The organism is Collinsella sp. HCP28S3_B9 (assembly GCF_052066095.1).
Taxonomy (GTDB): Bacteria; Actinomycetota; Coriobacteriia; order Coriobacteriales; family Coriobacteriaceae; genus Collinsella.
In genome coordinates this window covers 49,021-73,863 of sequence record NZ_JBQHST010000001.1, presented here as the reverse complement: position 1 = coordinate 73,863, position 24,843 = coordinate 49,021, and the positions used below count along the sequence as shown (strand labels likewise).

Genomic DNA, 24,843 nt, shown 5'->3' with positions numbered 1-24,843 from the left:
AATGGGAAGGGGAGTCCCGCGGGACTCCCCTCTGTTTAGATCGAGAATTAGAACGGTAACGTCACGTATGCTTTATACGTGCTTGCGTTTGCGATACGCGGCTAACGCGATGCCGACTGCGATCAGGGCTGCTGCACTGAAGCAGAGGGATGCCAGGAGTGCCATCTGGTTGTCACCGGTCCGGGGGATTGTTGAGTTGGTGGGAGCGGAGTCGGCATTCTTCTCCCACTGGGCATACAGGGTGGTGTCCTGGTCTGCGTTCTTCTTGGGGTCGAAGGCCTGCTCGCCTTCCTTGTCGTAGGTCCAGCCCTTGAAGGTATAGCCTTCGGCGGTGGGATCATCGATAAGGGTGATGGGCTTGCCCTTCTCGGTCTGCTTGGTCACACTGTCGCCGTGGCCGTTCATGTCGAAGGTGACATCGACCATTTCGATGATGGGAGTGGAGGGAGCTTCCCAGACAGCCGTGAAGGTGATGTTTTCTTTAGCGGTGTATTCGCCGATAAAGGGATCGGTGCCTTCGGAGCCCTTCATGATCCAGCCAACGAATGTGTAGTCGCCGTCAGTGCCTAGATTAGGGAGTTCGACGACACCGCCTTTGTTCACGGTCTTGGCCTCAGGAGCAGTGCCATATTTGGATTCGAAGGAAACGGTGACCTTTTCCTTTTCGGTCCATTTGGCGTAGACAGTCATGCTCGTAGCGGCGGTGCCGTTGAACGAGGTGGTGAGGCCCTCTTCGGTGAACCAGCCGCCAAAGTCATATTTCAGGTCGGTGGGCTCGGGCAGGGTGACGGACGTCCCCTTCTTGACCGTAATGGGGTCGATCTGGGTTCCGTGGCCTTTCGTATCGAAGGTCACGGTGACGATTTCGTAAAGCGCTGCACTGATGAATCGGGTATTGGCATTCGAGCCTTCAATGGAAGATGCTGCTTGATTGGTAGGAAGAATATCTTCACCAAAATAGGCGGTTAATACTGATCCATCTTCCGTTGTCAACTCGAGGACAGATGGGGGAATTGGATCATTGCCGTTATTCATGATGTGGGCCTCCAGGTGATCGCCCGAGCTAGTTTGTCTTATATTCAAGCGTAAGGTTCTTTACAACATTTGCTGGAACGCCGACATCTCCCGGCGCTGGGACGCTATTCCAAGTGGCAATGGGCTCTTCGCCTTCAGCCCAGGCGTAATTCTGGGTGCCGGAGAAGGTGAAAACGCAAACGCCGACTATGGCTGCGAGCGTGAGGACGAAAACCGGCAGGCGCCTGGCCAAGGTCTCTTTAACCTGTATCTTCATCGTATCCTCCAATTCAAGCGTGCGTTCCCTATTGCAACATTGCATTTCATGTTAACAGAGAATTATTTTCGGGCATGTCCCTTGCTCGGCTCGGGCTTGCTCTGGACGGGGATGCTTCGTGGTCTTGATGGGGTGGGTGCCTAATTCGAAGGAGACAGAATCTGGTTTGGTGGTGCAGAAAAGTAACAAATATGATTTATTAGAGAGGTAATTACATTCAAACGACGCATAGCCAACAAAGATTCGGTTATTCTTTACCAAATCGAAAAAAACGCAGCAACACACTGTACGTCGTGTTGCGTTTTACGTTGGTTCAATTCGATGCGATTGGAGCAGACATGAGCTTCATGGATTCCAAATTCTCCAAATGGGGAGAGGTCGAAACCGCAGTTCTCTCCCAATCGCTTGCGAAAAGATTTGCGAGGGTGATGCTGGCGGCAGTGCTGGCAGCGTCTTTTCTACCCGTTGCAGCTTTCGCTGATGAGGGCGGGGCGGTAAGCGATCCCGTTGGCAATGCATTCAAAGGCCCTGATAAGATTCAGTACGGCGTTGCTGCACAATATACCAATATAACATCAAGGTCTGAATATAAATGGGATTATATTCGTGACAATGACGGTGGAGATGTCACAATCTCGTATCTTGATAATCTTTATCCTAATCACAAGACCGTTTCTGTAACGGGAACTAAACTCGGCCACGTGACTTTGAAGGTTTCGGGGGGTGATGTGGCTGAGGAACGGTTCGATATCGAGATTACAAAGCGTGATATAACATTGACTTCCTCTAGCCTCGAAGAGGAGTACAACGGCGAGGAACATAAGGGTGGATCAGTAAGCATCGATGGCGGAGATCTTGTTGGTACTGACGAATTAGATGTCACGTGGACCAAGTCTCTGACGGATGTTGGCGAGGTGGATAATGAGTTTAATGTAACTTTCACTTCAGGTACTTCCGCCAACTACAATATTACCTATAGATACGGTAAATTGAAGGTCACACCACGTGTGGTGACCCTGAAGTCCGCCGATTTAAGCAAGGAATACGACGGCGAGCCGCTGACCAATGGTGCTGCTGCCATCGCCATTGAGGGTGCGGGTTTCGTTGAGGGTCAGGGCGTAAGTTATACCTTTACCGGTTCGCAGAAAATCGCCGGTTCCTCCGACAATGCTTTTACCTACAAGCCAAACGATGGAACCGATTTGGATAACTACGATATCAAGACCAAGTTCGGAAAGCTGGAAGTCACCAATCGTAGCACCAAGTACCAGATCACCCTCACTCCCAATTCCAAGTCCGTGACCTACGATGGCACCGAGAAGTCCGTATCCGGTTTCGAGACCCTGGAGTTCCAGATCAATGGTCAGACCTTCTACGTTTCCGGCGTTGAGGCTTCTGCAGCGGGCACCGATGCAGGCGAGTACCCTGTAACGAAAAGCGGTCAGGCGGTCGTGACCGATGCCGAGGGCAACGATGTGACCGACCAGTTCATCGTGAACATCGACGATGCCAAGCTGACCATCGTCGGGGTCGACTCCGATAAGTCTGCATCCAATCTCCCTCACACCGGCGATAGCGCCGCCCTGTACCTGATGGGCATCTGCGCTGTTGTACTTACGGCTGGTGCCGGGGCGCTCTTCACGTTCAGAAAGCGCAACAACTATAAATAAGCACGGATACCATTGGTGCAGCTTCATTGAAATGAAGCGCTAAGATAATCAGCAAAGGGGCCTTCCCGTCTGGGAAGGCCCCAGCTTTGTGCGCCGAGCATGGCATGTCAGAGAGCAAGCGTTTTGTTGAGGGAGTAAATTGTTTGCCAGCAGCCTCTGACCATGCTAAATCTGTCTACTATTCAAACAGAAAAACGAGCAGCTCAACATATTTTCCTGCAGAAAAGAATACGGCAGCGCACGCAACGCGGCCGGCCCCTTCCCTTCCTGCCGAAATCCACACGCCTGCTATCCGCTTTTTCTATGCAAATATTCACAAACACGCAAAAAAGGAATACAAATACCTTATCGATTATTTGAACGAGAAAGGGACCACAATGGGTAGACTCGAAGGCAAAGTTGCTATCGTAACGGGCTCCACCAGCGGTATTGGCATCGGTATCGCAAAGGTATACGCAGCCGAGGGCGCAACGGTTGTTATTAGTGGTCGTCGTGCCGAAAAAGGCCAAGTTGTAGTTGATCAAATTGTTGAAGCAGGCGGCAAGGCAAGCTTCCACTATTTCGACATTACCGAACCAGCAAGCATCGAAGCGCTTATTGCAGACACTGTAGAGCAATACGGCAAGCTCGATATTTTGGTAAACAATGCAGCAAACGTTGCCCTCAAGGACGGTCGTGTTGACGAGCTCACCCTTGAAATGTGGGACGCTATTTTGGAAAGCGACCTGCGCGGCACCTTCTATGCAACGAAGTGCGCTATCCCCTACATGAAAGAAATTGGTGGCGGCGCAATCGTAAACATTGGCTCTATGGCATCATGTGCAGGCGACTTAGGTTCTACCGCTTATGCATGCGCCAAGGCGGGCGTAGACATCTTCACGCAATACGTTGCCTTGCAATACGGCAAAGACAACATCCGCTGCAATTGCATCCGTCCAGGCTTGATTGTTACGCCAGAAAACGAGGCGAAGGTTCCTCAGATGCTCAAAGATATCTTCTTGGGTAGCATCATGGTTAACCGCTACGGTTGCCCAGAAGACATTGCTCATGCAGCCGTATATTTTGGCTCCGATGAAAGCACTTACACCACGGGACAGATCATCAACGTTGACGGCGGCATGAATTCGCACGCTCCAACCGTTGCTCAGTTCCGCCAGATGAATTCCCGCACGTGGTAATTCGCACAGGCGAATAGACCAGTACGAAAGCGCGAACGCGAGAATGCGGAAAGCGTGGACGCATGAACGCATGAACGTGCTAGAGTGTGAAAACGCGAAGGCGCGCATGACTGAACGTGCGAAAGCACACCACGCACGCATAAGATTTCTTGCAGATAGAATCTACATGGCCACCCTTTGCGGGTGGCCATGTTTTTTGTGCAGGCAATCTGTTGGCTAAGGCTTATAGGACAAAAAGTGTGTCCACGTTGGGGGCATCGGCGCAGGTCGACGCCCCTTTTTCAGCCGTATAAATTCCGTGCCCGCTTTTAACCGCTCGGATAGAATGTGTGTCCGGTTGCCTATCGTTCCCGCAGGCAGATAACCTTTTCCGGAACCGTTAAATACCTTTTCGGAAGAGGTGCCCATGAAGACCGTCTATTGCTCCTACTGCGGCGGTCGGGCCAAGCGCAACGGCAGGACCTCATTGGGGTCCCAGCGGTGGAGGTGCACGGACTGCGGCGCGTCGACGACGGTGAGGTGCGACGACACCGCGGCGGGGCTCGACGAGGTCCACAGGGTCGTCTTCGTCGACGGCATATACCTCGCCAGGGACCTCGTCGTCCTCATCGCGCGGTTGCGGAGGTGTGGCCGCAAACCATGGTCCAGCGCTGCCTTTGGCATGCTTTCTCCCAGGTGAACAGGCACATGACTAGCAGGCCGAGGCTGAGGGCGGGGATGCTTCGTGGTCTTGATGGGGTGGGTGCCTAATTCGCAGGAGGCAGAATCTGGTTTGATGGTGCTGAAAAGTAACAAATATTGTTTTATTAGAGGGGTAATTGCATTCAAACGACGCATAGCCAACAAAGACTCGGTTATTATTCACCATATGGAAATAGAGTTTGTAGGTTCTCAGACCGATTGTGGCACATCGAACAATGCGATTCGTGTAACGCTCGACCCGTCTATTGCCGAATACTACAACATCGTGAAGAACGAAGGTAAATTGACGGTCGAAAAGCGTCCGGTCACCCTGACCTCCGCGAGTGGTTCCAAGGAGTACGACGGCGAGCCCTTGACCAATCACAAGGTCACCGTTGGGGAGGCTGCCCGGGATACTGGTTGGGTCGATGGCCAAGGTGCCACCTATTCTTTCACCGGCTCGCAGAAGATCGTCGGCTCCTCCGAGAATGCATTCGAATGCATCCCCAACGAGGGAACCAATCTGGACAACTATCAGATCAGCAAGACGTACGGAACCCTGACCGTTACCGACCGTAGCGAGAAGTACCGGATCACCCTCACTCCCAATTCCAAGTCCGTGACCTACGACGGCACCGAGAAGTCCGTATCCGGTTTCTAGGCCCTGGAGTTCCAGATCAATGGTCAGACCTTCTACGTTTCCGGCGTTGAGGCTTCTGCAACGGGCACCGATGCGGGCGAGTACCCTGTCAAGGTTTCCGGCCAAGCTGTCGTCATCGATTCCGACGGCAATGACGTGACCGACCAGTTCACCGTGAACATCGACGATGCCAAGCTGACCATCGTCGGGGGCGACTCCGATAAGTCTGTATCCAATCTCCCTCACACCGGCTGCGGCCGCCCCCTACGGGATCAGCCGCTTCGGCCGTTCTTCATCCCTTCCAGAACAGCTGGGTGAGTTCTTGGCGGGTGGTGGTGCCGGTTTTCTTCAGAATGTTGTGCACATGGGCCTGCACGGTGCCCAGGGCCAGTTGCGGCGAACTGGCGATGTTCTGGTTGTCCTCGCCCTGCAGCACCTCTTTCAAGATGACGCGCTCGCGCGCGGTCAGGTGACAGTGCTCGCAGAGGGCGAGGAGCAGCTCGTCTACGTATTCTTGGGCGTCGGGCGCGTCGGTTCCTTAGAACGGAGGCGCAAGGTGTTGACAGCGGCGCACAGGGCGAAGAAACCAGTTCAATATCAATCCGTCTAGGCGTTAGGACTAGTTAGGATTAGTTAGGATTAGCTAGGATTAGCCAGGGTAAGGTGTGCAGTGAGCTAATGTAATCTGAAAATAATCCTGGTTATTTCTTCTCAAAACTACGGGTGCGCTCCATGCTGTGTGGCGCAAGGGAGCGTCTCGCTCATTTCGGGGCGCTTCATGGGAGCGCGGTCCGCAAGGGGCGGTCCGGCCAACGAATTTTGAAGGAGATTTCAATGGTCAAAGATTACATCGACACCAACGACTTCACAAAAGAAGAGCTGCTCGGCATGGTAGATCTGGCCATCGCCATGAAGGGGCTCATCAAGGAGGGCGGCGAGTACCCGCACCTGCTGAAGGACAAGACCCTCGGCATGATCTTCCAGCAGGTGTCCACCCGTACCCGCATCTCCTTCGAGACGGCCATGAGCGACCTCGGCGGTCACGCCCAGTTCTTCGGCCCCGGCTCCATCCAGCTGGGTGGCCATGAGTCCATCGAGGACTCCGGCCGCGTTATGGGAAGCCTCGTCGACATCCTCATGGCCCGCGTCGATCGTCATAAGGATGTAGTGAGCTTGGCGAAGTACTCCGCGGCCCCCGTCATCAACGGCATGAGCGAGTACAACCATCCCACCCAGGAGCTCGGCGACCTCATGACCATGATCGAGAACTTGCCCGCCGGTAAGAAGATCGAGGACTGCAAGTTTGCCTGGATCGGCGATGCCACCCAGACCTGCGCGTCGCTCATGTTCATCTGCACGAAGATGGGCATGGACTTCGTGCAGTTCGGACCGAAGGGGCATCAGATTCCCGACGGCTGCCTGCATATTGGCACCGATGAGGAGCGCGCCGAGTTCGGCAAGCATCTCATGGCTATCGGCGAGGAGAACTGCAAGGTCTCCGGCGGCACCATCACCATTTCCGACGACATTTCCTGCATCGAGGGCGCCGACTTCGTGTACACCGATGTGTGGTACGGCCTCTACGACAGTGAAGTTTCCAGCTCCAGCTACATGGATGTGTTCTATCCGAAGTACCAGGTGACCTGGGATATGATGAACGTTGCCGGTCCGAACAGCATGTTCATGCACTGCCTGCCCGCCAACCGTGGCGAGGAAGTCGTCGACGAGGTCATGGACGATCCCGAGCGCTCCCTGTGCTGGGTCGAGGCCGAGAACCGCAAGCACTCCATTCGCGCCATCCTGGCCACTCTGTGCCCCCAGAGCGAGCCCGACGAGCAGAAGGCTGCGGCATACCGCGCCACCATCAATGAGCGCATGGCCGCTCTCGGTAAGCACGGTCTGTAAGACGTACCAGGTCGGGCGAGCTACGGCTCGCCCGCCTTCGCAGGAGATGGGCGACCTCATGGCCATCGGCGAGGAGAACTGCAAAGTCTCCGATGACAACCGAGTGCATCAAGGGCGCTGACTTCATCTACACCGACGTGTGGTATGGCCTGTACGATGCTTTCTGATGGGCGGCAGCAGATGCTTGTCTCTTGCTGCCCATCATCTGCGCCACTGCGCGTAAGCACTGGCGCCCTGTCTGAAAACGACTGAGCAAAGGATTAAATATGAGTGACGGAAAGAAAAAGCTTTCCTTCCTGACGGTCATTTCGACCATCATCTGCGTCGTCTTCGTTTGCGAGGCCGCCGCTCCTGCTGCTGCCATTGGCAACCAGCAGTTCTTCTGGTGGATCTTCCTGATCCTGACCTTCCTGCTCCCTTACGGCATGGTCGTCGCCGAGCTCGGCACAACCTATGACGGCGAGGGCGGCATTTACGACTGGGTACGCGATGGCCTGGGCGACAAGTGGGGCGCCCGCATTTCGTACTACTACTGGGTCAACTACCCGCTGTGGATCGCCTCGCTGGCGACCATGTTCCCCGACATCCTGGGCATGGTCTTTGGCGTCGAGTTCAACCTGATCGCCAAGATGGGCATCGAGCTCGCCTTCGTGTGGATCGTCTACCTCATGGGCCGCTCCAAGGCGGCCGACTCCGAGTGGGTCCTCAACGGTGGCGCCCTGATCAAGGTCGCCGTTGCCGTCATCGTCGGCGCCCTGGGCATCTGGTATGCCATGGAGAACGGTTTCGCGAACGACATGTCCGCCGCCACCTTCCTGCCCGAGCTCACCAACACCAACGCCCTGGGCTACCTGTCCATCATCATCTTCAACTTCACGGGCTTCGAGGTCATCTGCACCTTCGCCAAGGACATGGAGAACCCGACCCACGACATTCCGAAGTCCATCATCCTGGGCGGCCTGACCATTGGCGCCATCTACCTGTTCGCTGGCTTCGGCATCGGCGCCGCCATCCCGGCCGACTCCATCGACCCCGACTACGGCATGATCGTCGCAGTCCAGACCATGGTGGGCGATTCCGTGCTCTTCAAGGTCATCTGCATCGCCTTCCTGATCACCCTGTTCGCCAACATGGCCGCCTGGTCCTTCGGCGTCAACTCCGTCGCCCGCTACGCCGCCGAGCACGGCAACATGCCCAAGGTCTTCGCCTCGATGATCTCCGAGGACGACATGCCCAACGGCGCCAACCTGGTCAACGCCGTCGTCGCCTCCCTGGTCCTCTGCCTGCAGCTCGTTCCCGTCGACGCCATCTCCAACGGCGTCTTCTGGATGCTCTTCGGCACCTCCGTCGTCTTCCTGCTGCTCACCTACATCCCGATGTTCCCGGCGTTCCTCAACCTCCGCAAGAACGACCCCAACCGCGAGCGCATCTTCACGTTCCCGTTCAAGGGCGCGATGATGAAGGTCATGCTGGCCATCCCCTGCATCGAGCTGATCCTGGCCATCGTCGCGACGCTGGCGCCGTTCTCCGCCGCCGAGATCGGCGAGAAGGTCCCGATGATCATCATCTTCATCGTGCTCATGCTCATCGGCGAGGTCGTCCGCGTCGTCAGCGCCAAGGGCCGCGAGACCGAGTACAAGGGCCTCACCCCCGAGCTGGCCGCCCAGCGCCTCGCCGAGGAGGCCGAGGAGAACTAGGGCACCCGGCCCCGGGCACCCCGGCCTCTCCGGAGGCGTGCCCGGGCGACGGGTCCGCCAACCATTCCCCGGGGCGGGTGCGAGCGATAGCTCCGGCAGCCGCCGACCGCCCCGACCCCTCTCCCGTATCCCTCGTGCGTCCCGTCTCCGCGCACCTGGCTACGTCGTCGCCCGCCGGTGCGACCCCGTGAAAACCGGCCCCGGGCGCCCCGACCTCTGCCGGGGGACGGGCGCCCGCCATCTCTTGGTCCTAGGCCGCGGGCAGCCCGCCCGCGGCAGACGATCGTCCGGTTTGGAGGAAATCTTATGCGTACGATCACCGAGTCCGAGTCCACCCCGAGGGCCGACGGCTTCTTCATGCCCGCCGAGTTCGCCCCCCAGGACCGCGTGTGGATGGGCTGGCCCCACCGCACCGACACCTGGGCCCACGGCGCCAAGCCCGCCCAGAAGCAGTATGCCGCCATCGCCCGCGCCATCTCCGAGTTCACCCCGGTCTACATGTGCGCCAACCAGGTCGACTACGCCAACTGCAAGGCCGTCTTCGAGAACGACGAGAACGTCACCGTCGTCGAGATGACCACCGACGACGCCTGGTTCCGCGACACCGGCGCCACCTACGTCATCAACGGCAAGGGCGATAAGCGCGCCAACCACTGGCACTTCAACGGCTACGGCGGCCTCATCGACGGCCTCTACTTCCCGTGGGACAAGGACGAGCAGATCGCCCTCAAGATGGCCGAGCTCTCCGGCTGCCGCCGCTACCGTCCCGACGACATGATCCTCGAGGGCGGCTCCATCACCGTCGACGGCGAGGGCACCCTCGTCGTCACCGACCAGTGCCTCCTGTCCCCCGGCCGCACCTGCTCCGCGGTGCTCGAGGAGGAGGAGGACCCCGAGTCCCTCTGGCCCAAGTACCGCAAGAAGTTCGAGCCCTGGAGCGAGGAGCTTCGCGGGTACATGACCGAGCACCTCAAGGACTACCTCGGCGTCGAGAAGGTCATCTGGGTCAAGGAGGGCATCGACCCCGAGGAGACCAACGGCCACATCGACGACGTCGCCACCTTCATCGCCCCGGGCGTCATGGTCTGCATCTGGACCGACGACCCCGAGTACCCGTTCTACGAGCAGTGCCACGCCGCCTACGAGACCCTCTCCAACGCGGTTGACGCCAAGGGCCGCAAGCTGAAGGTCTACAAGCTCTGCATGCCCGTGAAGCCGCTGTACATGGACCAGGCCTCCTGCGACACCATCGACGCCGACGAGAACGCCGAGCCGCGCGTCCCCGACGAGCCGCTGATCGCCTCCTACATGAACTACCTCGTGACCAACCACGGCGTCATCGTCCCGCAGTACGGCGACGAGAACGACCAGCTGGCCGTCGACACGCTCCAGGAGATCTACGACGAGGTCTGGGGCGAGGGCGTCTACAAGTGCGTCGGCGTCAAGTCCGACCAGGTCGTCTACGGCGGCGGCAACATCCACTGCATCACGCAGCAGGAGCCGTCCGCCTAATAGCCTGGCTTGCCGGGGCGCGGTGACCCTCTTTCACGGGAGTCCGCCGCACCCCGGAGGCCCGGCCGGCAGGCGAACGGGGCCGCCTGGCCGGCCGGCCGGGCTTTCCCCGGGCGCTCCGCTGCCTCCACACCGGAGTGCCCTTCCCCTTCGATTGAATACCCGTCTGGCCTGGGACCTGTTGCGGGTTAGGCCAATTGTTCGCTTGGATATCCCAGGTCAGACGCGTATCCAATTGCCGAAAGTTCCCGGTCGTATACGCGGCCGTCTTGATCGGAGTATCTATGTACCAGCGTATTTAATTACTGCGCTGGAATAGAACACATGTTTGACAAATTAATTTAGCATCAGACAGCGGGCACGGTTTCAATCGAATCCGTGCCCGCTGCTGTATGCGTGAACAGTGCGAATAGGGGATGTAGCCCTGTTCACACCTGGACCCATGTCGGCACCGGTCAATGCCCACGATGCTTCTGCTTACGCTTCAACTTCCGCTGCTTGAAGCGCGCCTCCGCCTCATCCGCGCGACGCTGACTTCTTGCTTGAGCCGACTCCCGCTTCATCGCTTCCCGCTGTGCCGCGAGCGCCTGTTGTGCCTTGGTGCTCACCGCGGGCCGTTTAAGGGCTTTTGCTGCCTCGCGAGCGCGCCGCTTGGGGTTCTTCGCGGGCTTGCTTGTCTCAGTGGCCTTGTCGCCGAAGAACGAGAGCTTCTCCCATTTGCCGACAACGAATTGCAGGATCTCCTCATCGGACGGCTCCGCGCCGAAGACGATGCGGGCGACGCCGTATCTGCCGTCCTCGACATGCTCCGCCAGTCCGACCCAGAATTGGCCGTCATGATATACGGTCAGGGTGGACGACACGCTGATCTGCATGGTTGGTTCCTCCTTTATGTAGATGACCATGCAGAGAAGGGACAACCAAGGAGGCAGGTTACTGATGCGGACCCCCGCACGCCCACGACTACCCGACGGGGACTGTGTTTTTATCTCTGGTAGTTGGATTGTAGCACGCGCAGACGCGCCCTTCATCGCTGGCGACATGACATGGCTGGGGCTTACCACCCGACGCGCCCTTGCGCATATCGTCTTCTCGGTTTCGAAACTTTAAAAGACCTTGAGTTTCGAAACCGCGAAGGAGAGTTTAAGCAAGAGACGACATTAGCTCTGAGTCGACGCTCGAGAAGGGGCTCGGGTCGCTTCTACCCATCAGGGATGCATTCACGAAGGTCCTCATCGCCCGCACGAGGCACGGGCCTTATACCCGGGAGGGCGTTCTCGTGCTGGATCTCGCGAGGTGACTGCTCGGCGAGCAGGAGTTCTGAGCGTCATACGGGGATATCGCTCGATAGGGCACGCAGGGCCGTTTGTGCTCGCACGGGAAACGTCGTCGCCGTATGGGCGGCCAGTCGCATCCGATTAGTCTTTTGTTAAACAGACCTTTCGAGTGCGCACGAAGTGATTGCGCCAACAACAAAGCCCCAACCTGCTCGCTAACTCATGGGCAAGCCAACTGAGACTACTCATTTCCCCTACTAGCAATGCAGGCCTGCGACCTGCAGTTTTGCAAACTGCTTGAAAGGCGCCTGCGTTGATTCGCTTCCTATTGCAGCTGGCGGCTCGCACACGAAAAGGCACTTGAGTTTCAAAGCGGGCGTTTTCGTCGATATCGAACCTCTAAAGGCTGTCCGCCGTGCCCTTTGGAATGAATGATGGGCTTATGTCTGTTCCACTTTATGCGACATTTTGTCTATAGGGATGATGCTGCTGTAATGCATGGGGCCCGGAGCGCGGCATTTACTGCGCTCCGGGCCCCATTGTTTTGAGAGTTTATGGCGGCTCTGCCGTCGTCCTAGTCAAACAGACTCGGCATGTCGTTTTCCTTCATGAGGGTACCGGCAGAGGGGAGACTCTGCGCGGTGAACTTCTCGGCCGAGACGCCGGCGCCAAGGATTTCCTCGGTCGTGCCGACGGTGGTGACCGAGCGACCCTTCTTGGCGGTAAAGGCCTGGACGCCCTGCGTGTTGGTGGTCGTCTTGGTCTTGAGCAGCGACGTGTTGAAGTTCATCAGGCGGTAGTCGCTCGAGACCAGCGCGATGTCGCGATCTTCCTTGAGCACCTGTGCATACAGCAGTTTGCTGCCGCCGTAGATGGCGTTCTTGAGGCGCTTGCGGTTGGTCTTGGTAACGTATCCGGCAAGTGCGACGCGCACCACACGACCGTTCTCAAAGATAAACAGCACGTCGGCCTTGTAGTCCTCGGGGTCGATGACCCAGATGACACTCTCGTCGGGTTCCATCTCGAGGTCGGTGGGCAAGTACGAGCCCAGCTGGGCCGACTTGGTGTCCTCAAACGCCGCAACCTTGCACTTGTATACCTGGCTCTTGTTGGTAAAGACCAGCAGCTCGTGGGTGTTGGAGGACGGGAACTCGATAAAGGGTTTGTCGCCGTCTTTGTACTTGAGCGTGGCCGCCTTCTTGAGCACGCGGTCGGTCATCTTTTTGAGATAGCCCTCGCGCGAGAGCATGATGGTAACCGGATATTCCTCGACCTCGGGCTCCAGGCTTACCTCGATAACCTCATGGGGCTCAATCCTGCCCGTGCGGCGCGGCATCACGTACTTCTTGTTGACCGCGGCCAGCTCGTCGCTGATGACCTTCTTGATGTTGTCCTCGCTGGAGAGGATCTCCTCAAGCTCGGCAATCTCACCCTCAAGCTTAGCGATGTCCTTGGTGCGGTTGAGGATGTACTCCTCGTTGATGTTGCGGAGCTTAAGCTCGGCAACAAACTCGGCCTGAGTCTCGTCGATGTCGAAACCCTTCATAAGGTTGGGCACGACCTCGGCCTCGAGCTTGGTACCACGGATGATGGCGATGGCCTTGTCGATGTCGAGCAGAATCGCCTCAAGGCCGTGCAGCAGGTGCAGGCGCTCGGACTTTTTGCCCAAGTCAAAGTTAATGCGGCGACGCGTGGACTCAATACGCCACTTGACCCACTCGTGCAGGATCTGGCGTACGCCCATAACGCGGGGATAGCCGTCGACCAGCACGTTAAAGTTGCATGAGAACGAATCCTGCAGCGTAGTCGAGCGATAGAGCTTGGCCATGAGCTTATCGGGGTCGACACCGCGCTTAAGATCGATGGCGATACGCAGACCCGAGAGGTCAGTCTCGTCGCGGATGTCAGCGATCTCCTTGACCTTGCCCTCTTTGGAGAGCTTGACGATGCGATCGATGATGACATCGGTCTTGGTGGTGTAGGGGATCTCGTAGACCTCGATGATGCGCTCTTCGGGAATCCAGCGCCAGCGGGAGCGGATCTGGAAGCTGCCAAGGCCGGTCTCGATAATCTTTTCCATCTCCTCGCGGCGGTAGATAATCTCACCGCCGGTCGAGAAGTCGGGCATGGGCATATATTCGAGCAGATCGCAGTTAGGATCCTGCAGGTAGTGCATGGTGGCGGTGCAGACCTCGTTGAGGTTGAAGCCGCAGATGTCGGACGCCATGGCGACGCCGATGCCCTTGTTGGCCGAGACAAGGATGTTGGGGAACGTGGTGGGCAACAGACGCGGCTCCTTCATGGCGCCGTCGTAGCTGTCGACGAAGTCGACCGGGTCTTTGTCGATGTCCTTGAAGATCTCGGCACTGATGGGGGCGAGCTTGGCCTCGGTGTAACGTGAGGCGGCGTAGCTCAGGTCGCCCGAATAGTACTTGCCAAAGTTGCCCTTCGACTCCACGAAGGGGGCGAGCAGCGCCTCGTTGCCGGTGGCCAAGCGCACCATCGTCTCGTAGATCGCGGCGTCGCCGTGCGGGTTGAGCTTCATGGTTTGGCCCACGATGTTAGCGCTCTTCTGGCGCTCACCTTTGAGCAAGCCCATCTTGTACATGGTGTAGAGCAGCTTGCGGTGCGAGGGCTTAAAACCGTCGATCTCGGGGAACGCACGCGAGACGTTGACGCTCATGGCGTAGGGCATGTAGTTGACCTCGAGCGTCTGCGTGATCGGCTGATTGGTGACCTCGGAGTGCAGGCCGATGACGTTCTCGGCGTTGACCTGCTTTTTCTTTGGCTGGTTCTTCGTCTTCTTCTTTGCCACGATTTCCTCTTGAACTTCTTATGGGCCGTCGTTATCGATTTGCTGCTACTGCAGGTCCAGCTGGTCCAGGTATTCCTTGCCGTGCTCCGAGATATGGCGCTTGCGGCCCGCCTCGTCGCTGCCCAGCAGAAGGTTGAACATGGTCTCCATCTTGGTGACGTCTTCGGACTCCACCTTAATCAGACGACGCGTCTCGGGGTTCATGGTGGTGAGCCACATCATGTCCGGGTCGTTCTCACCAAGACCCTTGGAGCGGTTGATGGAGCACTTCTGGTCGCCGATCTCCTTAAGAATGCCGTTCTTCTCGAGCTCGGTGTAGGCAAAGTAGGTCTTTTCTTTGCAGTTGATCTCGTAGAGCGGCGACTCGGCGATATACACGTAGCCTTCGTCGATAAGCGTGGGCACCAGGCGATAGAGCATGGTGAGCACGAGCGTACGGATGTGATAACCGTCGACGTCGGCGTCCGTACAGATGATGACCTTGTTCCAGTTGAGGTTGTCCAGGTCGAAGGCGCCGAGGTTCTTGATGCGCTTGTCTTTGATCTCCACGCCGCAGCCCAGCACGCGCATGAGGTCCATGATGATGTCGGACTTAAAGATGCGCGGATAGTCCTCCTTTAGGCAGTTGAGGATCTTGCCGCGGACGGGCATAACGCCCTGGAACTCGGCATCGCGCGAGGTGCGAATGGCGCCTGCTGCCGAGTCGCCCTCTACGATGTAGATCTCGCGGCGGCTCTTGTCCTTGGAACGGCAGTCGATGAATTTCTGCACGCGGTTGGCCATGTCGGTCTTCTGCTGCAGGTTGGTCTTGATGCTCTGGCGCGTCTTCTCGGCATTCTCGCGCGAGCGCTTGTTGATGAGCACCTGCTCCATGATCTTGTTGGCGGCATCTTTGTTCTCGATCAAGTAGGTCGAGAGGCGCTCCTTAAAGAATGCCGTCATGGCCTGCTGGATAAAGCGGTTATTGATGGCCTTCTTGGTCTGGTTTTCGTAGGACGTCTGGGTGGAGAAGCAGTTGGTCACCAGCACCAGGCAGTCCTGGACATCTTGCCACTTAATGCCGCTCTCGTTTTTGTTGTACTTGCCCTGTTGCTTAATGTAGGCATCGATGGCGCTGGTGAGGGCGCTGCGGGCCGCCTTCTCCGGCGAGCCGCCGTTCTCGAGCCAGGAGGAGTTGTGGTAGTACTCCTGCATCGTGAAAGTGCGCGAGAAGCACATGCAAGCAGTGATTTTTACGTTGTAATCGGGTAGATCCTCGCGATCGCGACCGCGACGGTCGGCCTCGATAAAGAAGGGCTCGGTAAGGTAGTCGGTACCGACCTTCTCGAGCACGTAGTCCTCGATGCCCTTGGGATAGCAGAAGTCCTCTTCGGAAAACTCGCCGTCGTCGCCCTCGATGCGCAGCCGGAAGGTCACGTTGGCGTTGACCACGGCCTGGCGGCGCATGGTCTCGCGATACCAATCGTGGGGGATGCTGATGGAGGTAAAGACCTCAAGATCGGGGCGCCACTTGATGGTGGTGCCGGTGCGGTTCTCGTCGCTGGGCTCAACCTCGAGTGCTTTCTTTTTGGCGCCGACGACCTTGCCCTTCTTAAAGTGCAGGGAGTACTTGTTACCGTCGCGCCAAACCGTGACGTCCATGTATTCGGAGGCGTACTGGGTTGCGCACGAGCCCAGGCCGTTGGTGCCGAGCGAGAAGTCGTAGTCGCCGCCCTGGTTGTTGTTGTACTTACCGCCGGCGTAAAGCTCGCAAAAGACGAGCTCCCAGTTAAAGCGCTTCTCGGAGGGGTTCCAGTCAAGCGGGCAGCCGCGGCCGTTGTCCTCTACCTGAATGGAGCCATCGCGAAAGGTGGTAAGGGTGATGAGCTTGCCGTAGCCCTGGCGCGCCTCGTCAACGGCGTTGGACAGGATCTCGAAGGCGGCATGCGCGCAGCCGTCGAGCCCGTCCGAGCCAAAGATGACGGCGGGGCGCAGGCGTACGCGCTCCTCGTCCTTGAGCTGACGAATACTGTCGTTACCATAGTTTGCGGTGTTTTTTGCCATGCTCGCTCTCTCGATGCTCCTTTGCTGCGTTTTAGTCATATAGATAGTCAAGGTAGCATAGCCCAGCCCTTGGGCGATTCCAACCAACACGAAATCCATCGAACAATCGTTCGGAGTTCGATGAGGATTCGTTTACTCGCACAAAACCGAGTCGGTATTGTGCGAGTAAGTTTGAATAGCGAACCGAAGTTGTAATGTCCGCATAGCGATGACGAATGAGCCGAGTCGGCGTCTCTCACAAAAGTAACTAGGAGCTAGCGGGGCCTATCCGAATTGACCTCATTGGCGGTATCGGCTTCGAGCGCCGTGCGGCGGGCGCTGTAGGCGACGAGGCCGGCGCCTGCCGCGGCGAGTGCTGCAGCGGCTGCCGTAAGGGGAGCGCATGTATCGCCCGTGCCCGCAAGCGCGCCCGCTTTTCCGGGGCGCTTGCTATTGTTGTGGTCCTTGCCGCTGCTGGAGCTGCTTCCGCCGGAGCCGCCGCCCTTGTCAGTACCGCCGCCACTCGAGCCGCCACCGTCGTCCACCGTCATCGGTGCATCGTGAAGCCCCGTCGTATCCGCGCTGTCGCATACGCCGACCTGAACTTCTGAGCGTTCGCATGCCGCGTCGGGCACATGAAGCTCGTGCAGTACGGCACCCAGCGCCGAGTTTGCACCCGGCCGAATTTCCTCGAGCGTTACGGGATCGAGCGCCACCAGGTTATGCGCCTTCGCATACAGCGTTACGCGTTTGCCCACATCGTCGCTCCAGCTCTCGGGGATGGCGAAGCTCATGCGGAACTGTGCCGTGCAACCCGGTGCCAGCACGGCGTTGCCGTTGTCGGCTACCAGCGGGTGCGTTGCAAAACGTGCGCCCAGCGTCTCGAGCGCGTACTTCACGTGTGCCATGTCTTGGGCCGAAGCATCCTCGGCAAGCTCTGGATCGTAGATCGAAACCATGCGTGCGTTCAGTCCGAATCCGATGGATGCGCTGGAGAACGGCTGGCTGGAGCCCTCTCGGTACAGATCGATCGTGCCGGCGGTCAGCAAGGTGTTGCCGTCGTTTCGCACCGTGACCATGAAGGATTCGCCTGCTGCTCCGGGTACCACCGCGCCCGAGGTAGCGACCGCGCCCGTCGGAGTGGCACACGCCACCAAGGGCACTTCGATGCCGTGCAGCTCTGCCTCGCTCTTCTCCGCGCTCACAATGTGCGTGGCGAGTGCGGAGAGCATGCCTCCCGACGTCAAAAATGTCGTTATCTGATCGACGGGATGGTCCAGCTCGCACATCACGAACGGCTCCGTGAACAGATCGCCTGCCAAGGTGCTGGCGAAGATGCGGAAGTGCTTGCCCATCACTGCTACCGGGTTGCCTTCTTCGTCGTAGGTTTGTCCCACCTTGCCATCGGTGTTCTCTACATAGAGCACGCACCTGCCGTTGTTGCTTACGCTAAACGATGCCGGGCCACAGCCTGCGGCACCCACGGGCTGCGTTGCAAATGCCGATGCGCCTCGCGTCCAAGTAATATGCTGCAGTTGCTCGTTGACGGTTGCCAAAAAGCCCGAATGTTGTGGCCATGGCACCGCATGAGGTACCGTGGCGTCTGGTGACATAACGTCCCAGCACGCAATGGACTGGCCGATCACGGCGTACGATGCGCAGCCGCAACCGTCTGCGGTCTCGTACGCAACGGACACCACCATTTTGCCGTTGATATTCTCGGGCTCGCCCAGCTCGATACTCGACGGTGCTTGCGGAAAGCGGAGGACCTGACGGAACGTGAGACTGTCGCCCAAATCATCCGACCACAAGGTAAAGCATTCCAGCGCAACCTCGGCCTCGCTGCCGAGCGCCTTTTCTGCGGTGGTTCCGCGGCGGTGGAGGTAGGCACCCGACAGGCGCCCGTCGACGATCGTCTTGCCCACCGTGATACGCGGGCACTGCAGACAATGGTAGCCATCCTCCTGAAGGCGGCCGCGCGAGATGCTGCGCCACGACGTATGCGACACCACGCGAACTTCGCTATTACTTATGCGCAGGCGCACGACGGACAGTATGCCGGCTGTGCTTGCCGTATCGAAAAGGGTGTTGTCACCGGCGGGGCGCTCGCCCGAGATCAGCAGCACGTAGGCGTCCTGGTTTCCTCTTCCGTCCGTATATTCCACCACGTCGAAATCGTAATCGAATATGCCGTCGCGCTCCACGTCGCCCTCGCCAAACCCAAGGGGAAAGTCCACGGGAGTGGGAGCGGACCACGTGCCGTTTGCCTTTGTGTGCACCACCAGGCGCGAGCGGCCATTGTCGCCGTAGCGCACCGAGGCGATACGGAACAGACATTCTACGCCGGCAATCATTGCCAGCTTCATGTGAGCTTCGCTGAGCACGCCAGTAAACAGCACGTTGTCGCTCGAGGGTTTTATGCCGCCACGCTCGTCCTCCGATACACCAGCAGAATTGGCGTTGGGGTCCGCAACGGCGTTCGTCGCCTGCCCGATATAGGTGTACTCATACATCGGCGCGGCTTTTTCGTCGTTCTCTATCAGTGTATGGACGAAATGCTCGATCTGTCCCGTGTCGTCGCTTTCTGCATCCACCTCGAGCTCAATGCGCGTGACCGCTTGATCCCAATCGCGCACGACAGGCGCGACGTTTACGGCAGTGGCCTTAACCTCGGCGCGTGCGAGCAGCTCGGCGTTGGTGACGATGGTGGCCGATGCGATAAATTGCGGCACGCCGCCTGCCTCGGCGTTGCCGGCCGTGCCGAAGCGGGCATCCAACGTGTAAGGCGTATCTCCACCCAATGCGAGCTCAGAGCGCTGGAGCACATACTGGTTGCCATTGTTCACCGACATATTCCACGAATCGAGGAGTGTGGGCCACGACCCCGACCAAGCCTTGGTGGTCCACTTGAACATTACGAACTGGAGTATCACATCGACATCGACGTCTGCACCTACGCGCAGCCGCGGAAGCTGGTGTCCATCTGCCTTCTCGTACCCAATGAACAGCGTGAGGGATGCGGCGCCGCGCACGGCAGACGAAGCGACACCTGCAACGCCGGCGCCAAAGGTGACGGCAAGCCCGATCTGGATGGTGAACGAGCCCGAGGTGTTTGAATAGTCGAGCGAAATGTTTTTAAAAAACGCCGCGCCGCTGCCGTGCGTGTGGGCACCCACGGCGAGCGCCAGCTTCGCCAGCACCCAGGGGTTGACGTTTAGGAAAAACGGCACCGGTCCTAGGGTAAACTGCTCGGTCCAATTGAGGTCGGTTCTTACCTGGAAGAGGGCCTTAATATTGCCAAATGCGGGGTCGTTGTTGTCACCCCAGGTTTTGCCCACCCAGTCGTAGGCGAGCGATCCGTACAGCTGTGTGGCGATATCCATCGTAAAACGCGGCGTGCAGTGGTGACGAAGCAGCTTAGTGTTCCTTGGATCGGTGCCCGAACCGGCACTCATACTTTTGTACTGATTCCACTTCCCCTCCATCTCGTCGAGGTAGCGGTTTGCCTGCTTGGCGCCCGACTCGCGCGGTGACTTCTTCCAGTACTCCGGATCCGGATTGCCCGAATCGTTCATGTAGCCGACCGGTTTGTATCCTCCGCCAAACAGCACGTATCCGGCAAAAGAGAAATCGAACAAAATGGGGAACGAGGGCATCCAGCACGTGAACTTATTGCCGCCGATGCCGGGAAACGCCGCCGGGAAATCAAACGGAGTAATCTCTTGGTCCATGGTGGTGGGGACGATAGTGGTCGAGCCCGATTCTGCCTTTGCGGCCGGCGCGGTGACAACGGCCATGGGGGAGGAGAGTGTATAGGTCTTGCCCTGATAGTCGAGGACAAAGCGCAGCTTGCATCCTTCCTCCAGAAGGCCCGAAGCTGTATCGAGGAACGTGTCTTCGAGTGTGAACGTTGCCAGATTATCCGAACCCGATGCACTGGCCTTGACTTGGCCAATTTGCGTGACGGTTTCGGATGAGCTGCTCGTGGCGGGCATTACCTTGTTGATGCACAGCGTTGCCTGTCCACCCTGTGGCAGATGTGCCTGCACGGTAAAGGCGTGCGTGTCGGGTTGGTCGTTTCCGGCGTCGTCCTTCGGCAGTGCCATGAACGTGGCGTCGGCGTACTGGATGTCCCACTCGTCGAACGTAAGCTGGCGAAAGTACGGCTCACCGTCGGAAAGCGGACGTGTGGGCGCGGTAATGGCGGTGCCGCCCTGGATGCGCGTGAGGGGGATCTCGACATCACGGTAGCCCGCCATACTGATGGAGATGCCACCGTTAAAGTCGTACGCGTCGAGAAGCGTTGCCTCGTCCACGTAGCCTTCCGAAAGCGGCGCGACCTCAAAGATGGCCGTGCCCTCGTCGTCGGTAGTGGCGGAGATCTGCTTGCCCGCGGCATAACGCGACGCGAGCGTGACCTGGGCTCCCTTGATGGGCATATTCTTGTTGGCGACGTCGACCACGACCACACCAAACATGGTGCGCGAGAGAACGAGCACCTTGAAGGGGTCTTCTTCGTCGGCATAGGCCTCGGTGGGGGCGAATGGCAGTATGAAGGCGTTTGCGCTGCTCGGCACGCGAGGCAGCATGATGCCTGCCAGCGATGATGCTCCGGCGATAAGTAGCGAACGACGATCAAGCATTTTGGGCTCCCATCCCGCAAATATCGGAGGAAATAATCCTATTTTGCGAGAAGGTGCCCCGTGGCGGTAGTGCCGTTCAAGGGTCAAAATGTCCAAATTGATCGAGCGAAGCGCCGGGTTCCGGAACGCGTTCGATGCGCTTGGCAGCCCGGTCGCTAACGCAACATATGCGCGACCAGCTCGGCGCGAGTTCCGATACCAAGCTTGGCATACACTCCTGATAGGCGGTTTTTAACAGTGCCCGGCGATACTTCCATGTGGCGTGCGATTTCGGCGTTGGTCCATCCGCGGCAGGCGAGCATGGCCATGGTGAACTCCGTGGTCGTTAAATCGTCGGCCACGTCCTCGCCCGAATCGGGGTTGTGGATGCGCCGCCAGCCGTAGCTGAATCGATACGTAATCTCGATGATGCGTGCGAAATCGTCAGGGTATTGCGCTTTTAGGCACGCCTCGATGAGCCCCTGTAAAAGGCCGTGGTGCTCGCCAATGAGCTCGATAAGGCCGTCGGGGCGCGCAATGTTCCAAGCAGCTCCGAAGTGCGTTTTTGCAGCGTCGATGTCCTTGAGGCTCATGCATGCCATGGAAGCCGCCAGGTGTAGGAACAGTTCCGAGATGGGATAGCTTCCCTGTTTCATGATCAGGGCATTTTCCACCATGCCCAGGCTGCGGCCGTATTCGCCGCGCAGATACAAGGCGTGCGCCATCACGTAGCTGGCGAACAGGCGCAGGCCTTCGGGCAAATGCGCCGCAAGCGGATAAAACTCTTCGGCGGAATACGGGGAAGGCAAGTGCAGCAGGACGCTCGCGGCCGAGGCGAACAGGATATGCACGGCGTGGACGGCAGGTGATTCCTCGTCGGCCGGCGTATCGAGGATGCCAGTAAGGCACCGGCGGGCATCGGCGATACGGTTGAGCGACAGACTGGCGTATCCGCAGATAAAGCATGCGGAATAGCGCAGTGCGGGGTCGGTGGCGTCAAGATAGGGGCGCGCCGTCTTGGCAGCGAGGGTGGCCTGTCCGCGAAAGTACAGCGCTTCTGCCGTGGCAATGGCGCGCGAATCGGGGTCGGAAATGCCTGCAACCGCAGCGTCAATCTGCCCCGGCACAAAGGCGGTGCACATCAACGGCATGGGAACGCATGGGTAGCCATCGCAGTCCATCTTCCATCTCCCAACAGCTGGCAACAATAGCAGCAATTGTACTCCTGTTACTCGGGACTGGAATTTGCGGGTATGGCATACGATTGCGCAGAACGTATAAAGGAAGAGTCTATTGGCGATGCTGCCAAGGTGGCTACCGAAGCCTAGCTGAGCTCGCCAGTAGGAAAAATTGCCACCCCTGCAAAAAGCTTTGTCGCAGCGATGGGAAACACATCTTGTTCTGCATATAATGAGGTCATATGACGGTGCGTCTGCATACGCGCGGCGCATTCCCATCGAACCGAAAAGGAGCTTTGCATGGATTCCAACAAGCGTCCCGACGACATGGTGCGTATCACCACTTCCGAACTTGCCCAGGTGTTCATCGATGAGCAGGTCGCTGCAATCCGCGAGCAGATCGGCGACAAGAAGGTCCTGCTGGCCCTTTCCGGTGGTGTCGACAGTTCGGTTGTCGCGGCCCTGCTCATCAAGGCCATCGGCAAGCAGCTTATCTGCGTGCACGTGAACCACGGCCTGATGCGTAAGGGCGAGAGCGAGCAAGTCGTCGACGTCTTCAAGAACCAGATGGACGCCAACCTGGTCTATGTGGACGCGACCGATCGCTTCTTGGATAAGCTCGTGGACGTCGAGGAGCCCGAGGCCAAGCGCAAAATCATCGGCGCCGAGTTCATTCGCGTGTTCGAGGAGGAGGCCCGCAAGGTTGGCGACGAGGTCAGCTTCCTCGCCCAGGGAACCATCTACCCCGACATCCTGGAGTCCCAGGATGGCGTGAAGGCCCACCACAACGTGGGTGGCCTGCCCGAGGACCTGCAGTTTGAGCTTTGCGAGCCCGTCAAGCTGCTGTACAAGGACGAGGTCCGCGTCGTGGGCCGCGAGCTCGGTCTGCCCGAGAACATGGTCGAGCGTCAGCCGTTCCCCGGTCCCGGCCTGGGCGTCCGTTGCCTTGGTGCCATCACCCGCGACCGTCTTGAGGCGCTGCGCGAAGCCGACGCCATCGTGCGCGAGGAGATCGACAAGGCAGGTCTGACCATCTGGCAGTACTTCGCCGTGGTGCCCGACTTCCGTGCCACCGGCGTGCGCGAGGGCAAGCGCGCCTACGACTGGCCCTGCATCATCCGCTGCATCAACACCGTCGACGTGATGACCGCCGAGGTGCCTGAGCTCGACTGGGCACTGCTCAAGCGTATTACCGCTCGCGTCACAGCCGAGGTTCCCGGCATCTGCCGTGTGTGCTACGACCTCACGCCCAAGCCCGTCGGCACCGTTGAGTGGGAGTAAGCTTTTTGGGCTGCTTTGATCATAGTTCCATGAATGGGGAGGCCTCGCGCGATTGCGCGGGGCCTTCTTTTTCGAAAAGGGCTGCCGTCGTGGTGTTGCCACTTTCCATCGTGCTTGTCATCGCCTCTGGTGTTGCTCCTGAGCAGGACTGGTTTGCGACGAGAACTAGCAGGGCTTGTTGGTGGCACGAGCGAAGCAGGTTGTTTCGCATTGAGCGCTCCGGGCAGAAGAAGGCCATAATGGAGTGTGCGCACAATTTGTTTTAGAGGAGGATGCCGCATGGCAAAAGACGAACAAACAGGCTGGATTGTTGAGATGCTCATGGCCAGTGTGTCGGTGGCGCCCGCGGCTCTTTTGGAAGAGGTTATGGCAGATGAGCGCTGCGTGGCTTTTGGCCCCATCCACCATTTTATTGTGGGCGCGGTGCTGCTTGCGTGCTGGCGCAACGCCGAAGCATCTGGGGAGCGAGATGCGATGCTCAAAGACGATCTTGCCGATTTGATGTCTCGTTCGGATTGTGTGCCGGGGGCAACGTGTGCCCGCTGGGGCATGTGCGGGGCAGCTGCGTCTGCGGGCATGGCATATGCAATCGTGCGCGGCAATGCGCCGCTGCGCAGTGAAGGCTGGCAGGAGGGGCAGCTTATGGTTTCGGAGCTGCTCGCCGCCATCGCGCGCTCGGGAAGCCCACGGTGCTGCAAGCGAGATGCGCGCGTGGCGATTCGTGAGGCCGTTTCGTTTTTTAACGCGCTCGGCGGACCACAGCTTAAAGCATGGGAGAAGACGCCGGCCTGCGATAGCTATGCGGCCAATACAGTGTGCATGGGCGAAAAGTGTCCGTATCATCCGTCCTTTATCATCCAATAGGGAATCGGGTGCCCCAATACGGGTTGGGCAGATGTGACAAAGTGACAGTTCCTTTGTCACATTATCGACGGTATACGCGGGATGGTGCGCCACGCGGCGTGCCGTCCCGTTCGTTTTTTGGTGCGGTTTGTTACATTCCTCACTGGCGCCGGTAAAAAATGGGGATAGAGTAGGACAAACGCGTCGAATACGAACGGCGGGGGAGAGTGG

Annotated in this window: 16 protein-coding genes and 1 pseudogene; 9 read left to right on the top strand and 8 right to left on the bottom strand. The window is 58.4% G+C overall.

Translation table 11 applies throughout. From position 1 onward, the window contains the following. Nucleotides 1–72: 72 nt before the first annotated feature. Together ACTNBB_RS00330 and ACTNBB_RS00325 are read right to left on the bottom strand one after the other, a co-directional pair. Nucleotides 73–1,035 carry an InlB B-repeat-containing protein gene (locus ACTNBB_RS00330; RefSeq protein WP_441070958.1) on the bottom strand — a complete coding sequence of 321 codons (963 nt, stop codon included), beginning with the start codon at nucleotides 1,033–1,035 and terminating at the stop codon, nucleotides 73–75. 28 nt (nucleotides 1,036–1,063) lie between these two features. Then, nucleotides 1,064–1,291, bottom strand: coding sequence for a hypothetical protein (locus tag ACTNBB_RS00325; protein WP_441056341.1), 228 nt, complete (start codon nucleotides 1,289–1,291; stop codon nucleotides 1,064–1,066). A gap of 338 nt (nucleotides 1,292–1,629) precedes the next feature. On the opposite strand from ACTNBB_RS00325, the gene ACTNBB_RS00320 reads away from it, so the two are divergent. The 4 genes and pseudogenes from ACTNBB_RS00320 (at nucleotide 1,630) to ACTNBB_RS00305 (ending at nucleotide 5,481) form a co-directional block, all read left to right on the top strand. After that, nucleotides 1,630–2,961: an LPXTG cell wall anchor domain-containing protein gene (locus ACTNBB_RS00320; RefSeq protein ID WP_441056340.1), complete on the top strand. Its 1,332-nt coding sequence runs from the start codon at nucleotides 1,630–1,632 to the stop codon at nucleotides 2,959–2,961. A 104-nt stretch (nucleotides 2,962–3,065) separates the two neighbouring features. Further along, complete coding sequence (locus ACTNBB_RS00315) at nucleotides 3,066–4,139, top strand: SDR family NAD(P)-dependent oxidoreductase (RefSeq protein WP_441056339.1); 1,074 nt, start codon at nucleotides 3,066–3,068, stop codon at nucleotides 4,137–4,139. A 406-nt stretch (nucleotides 4,140–4,545) separates the two neighbouring features. Beyond that, a pseudogene (locus tag ACTNBB_RS00310) lies at nucleotides 4,546–4,859 on the top strand (IS1/IS1595 family N-terminal zinc-binding domain-containing protein); the annotation flags it as partial. A gap of 148 nt (nucleotides 4,860–5,007) precedes the next feature. Continuing rightward, on the top strand, nucleotides 5,008–5,481 hold the full coding sequence (locus ACTNBB_RS00305; protein ID WP_441056338.1) for a hypothetical protein: 474 nt from the start codon (nucleotides 5,008–5,010) through the stop codon (nucleotides 5,479–5,481). 271 nt (nucleotides 5,482–5,752) lie between these two features. On the opposite strand, the gene ACTNBB_RS00300 is transcribed toward ACTNBB_RS00305, so the two are convergent. After that, nucleotides 5,753–5,929, bottom strand: a complete 177-nt coding sequence (locus ACTNBB_RS00300) for a response regulator transcription factor (RefSeq protein ID WP_441056349.1) — start codon at nucleotides 5,927–5,929, stop codon at nucleotides 5,753–5,755. 365 nt (nucleotides 5,930–6,294) lie between these two features. Here ACTNBB_RS00300 and ptcA point away from each other — a divergent pair, with 365 nt between their 5' ends. The 3 genes from ptcA to ACTNBB_RS00285 all read left to right on the top strand — a co-directional run bounded on the left by ptcA (nucleotide 6,295) and on the right by ACTNBB_RS00285 (nucleotide 10,574). Next, nucleotides 6,295–7,365, top strand: a complete 1,071-nt coding sequence (gene ptcA, locus ACTNBB_RS00295; RefSeq protein ID WP_441056337.1) for a putrescine carbamoyltransferase — start codon at nucleotides 6,295–6,297, stop codon at nucleotides 7,363–7,365. 266 nt (nucleotides 7,366–7,631) lie between these two features. After that, a complete protein-coding gene (locus ACTNBB_RS00290; RefSeq protein WP_441056336.1) occupies nucleotides 7,632–9,062 on the top strand; it encodes an APC family permease in 1,431 nt (476 codons plus the stop codon). 306 nt (nucleotides 9,063–9,368) lie between these two features. Beyond that, nucleotides 9,369–10,574, top strand: a complete 1,206-nt coding sequence (locus ACTNBB_RS00285; RefSeq protein WP_441056335.1) for an agmatine deiminase family protein — start codon at nucleotides 9,369–9,371, stop codon at nucleotides 10,572–10,574. Nucleotides 10,575–11,029: 455 nt separating this feature from the next. Here the strand turns inward: ACTNBB_RS00285 and ACTNBB_RS00280 are convergent, their stop codons facing one another. The 5 genes from ACTNBB_RS00280 to ACTNBB_RS00260 all read right to left on the bottom strand — a co-directional run bounded on the left by ACTNBB_RS00280 (nucleotide 11,030) and on the right by ACTNBB_RS00260 (nucleotide 22,491). Beyond that, a complete protein-coding gene (locus ACTNBB_RS00280) occupies nucleotides 11,030–11,449 on the bottom strand; it encodes a YjdF family protein (protein ID WP_441056334.1) in 420 nt (139 codons plus the stop codon). A 976-nt stretch (nucleotides 11,450–12,425) separates the two neighbouring features. Further along, nucleotides 12,426–14,666: a DNA gyrase subunit A gene (locus tag ACTNBB_RS00275; RefSeq protein ID WP_441056333.1), complete on the bottom strand. Its 2,241-nt coding sequence runs from the start codon at nucleotides 14,664–14,666 to the stop codon at nucleotides 12,426–12,428. Nucleotides 14,667–14,711: 45 nt separating this feature from the next. After that, nucleotides 14,712–16,709 (bottom strand): DNA gyrase/topoisomerase IV subunit B, encoded by a 1,998-nt coding sequence (locus ACTNBB_RS00270; protein WP_441032582.1) that lies wholly within the window; start codon nucleotides 16,707–16,709, stop codon nucleotides 14,712–14,714. A gap of 254 nt (nucleotides 16,710–16,963) precedes the next feature. Beyond that, nucleotides 16,964–21,331 (bottom strand): hypothetical protein, encoded by a 4,368-nt coding sequence (locus ACTNBB_RS00265; protein ID WP_441056332.1) that lies wholly within the window; start codon nucleotides 21,329–21,331, stop codon nucleotides 16,964–16,966. Between the two features lie 155 nt (nucleotides 21,332–21,486). Continuing rightward, complete coding sequence (locus tag ACTNBB_RS00260; protein ID WP_441056331.1) at nucleotides 21,487–22,491, bottom strand: helix-turn-helix domain-containing protein; 1,005 nt, start codon at nucleotides 22,489–22,491, stop codon at nucleotides 21,487–21,489. Between the two features lie 297 nt (nucleotides 22,492–22,788). Here ACTNBB_RS00260 and guaA point away from each other — a divergent pair, with 297 nt between their 5' ends. Together guaA and ACTNBB_RS00250 are read left to right on the top strand one after the other, a co-directional pair. Continuing rightward, nucleotides 22,789–23,769 carry a glutamine-hydrolyzing GMP synthase gene (gene guaA / locus ACTNBB_RS00255; RefSeq protein ID WP_427794284.1) on the top strand — a complete coding sequence of 327 codons (981 nt, stop codon included), beginning with the start codon at nucleotides 22,789–22,791 and terminating at the stop codon, nucleotides 23,767–23,769. 279 nt (nucleotides 23,770–24,048) lie between these two features. After that, nucleotides 24,049–24,633, top strand: coding sequence for a DUF5714 domain-containing protein (locus ACTNBB_RS00250; RefSeq protein WP_441056330.1), 585 nt, complete (start codon nucleotides 24,049–24,051; stop codon nucleotides 24,631–24,633). Nucleotides 24,634–24,843 lie beyond the last annotated feature (210 nt).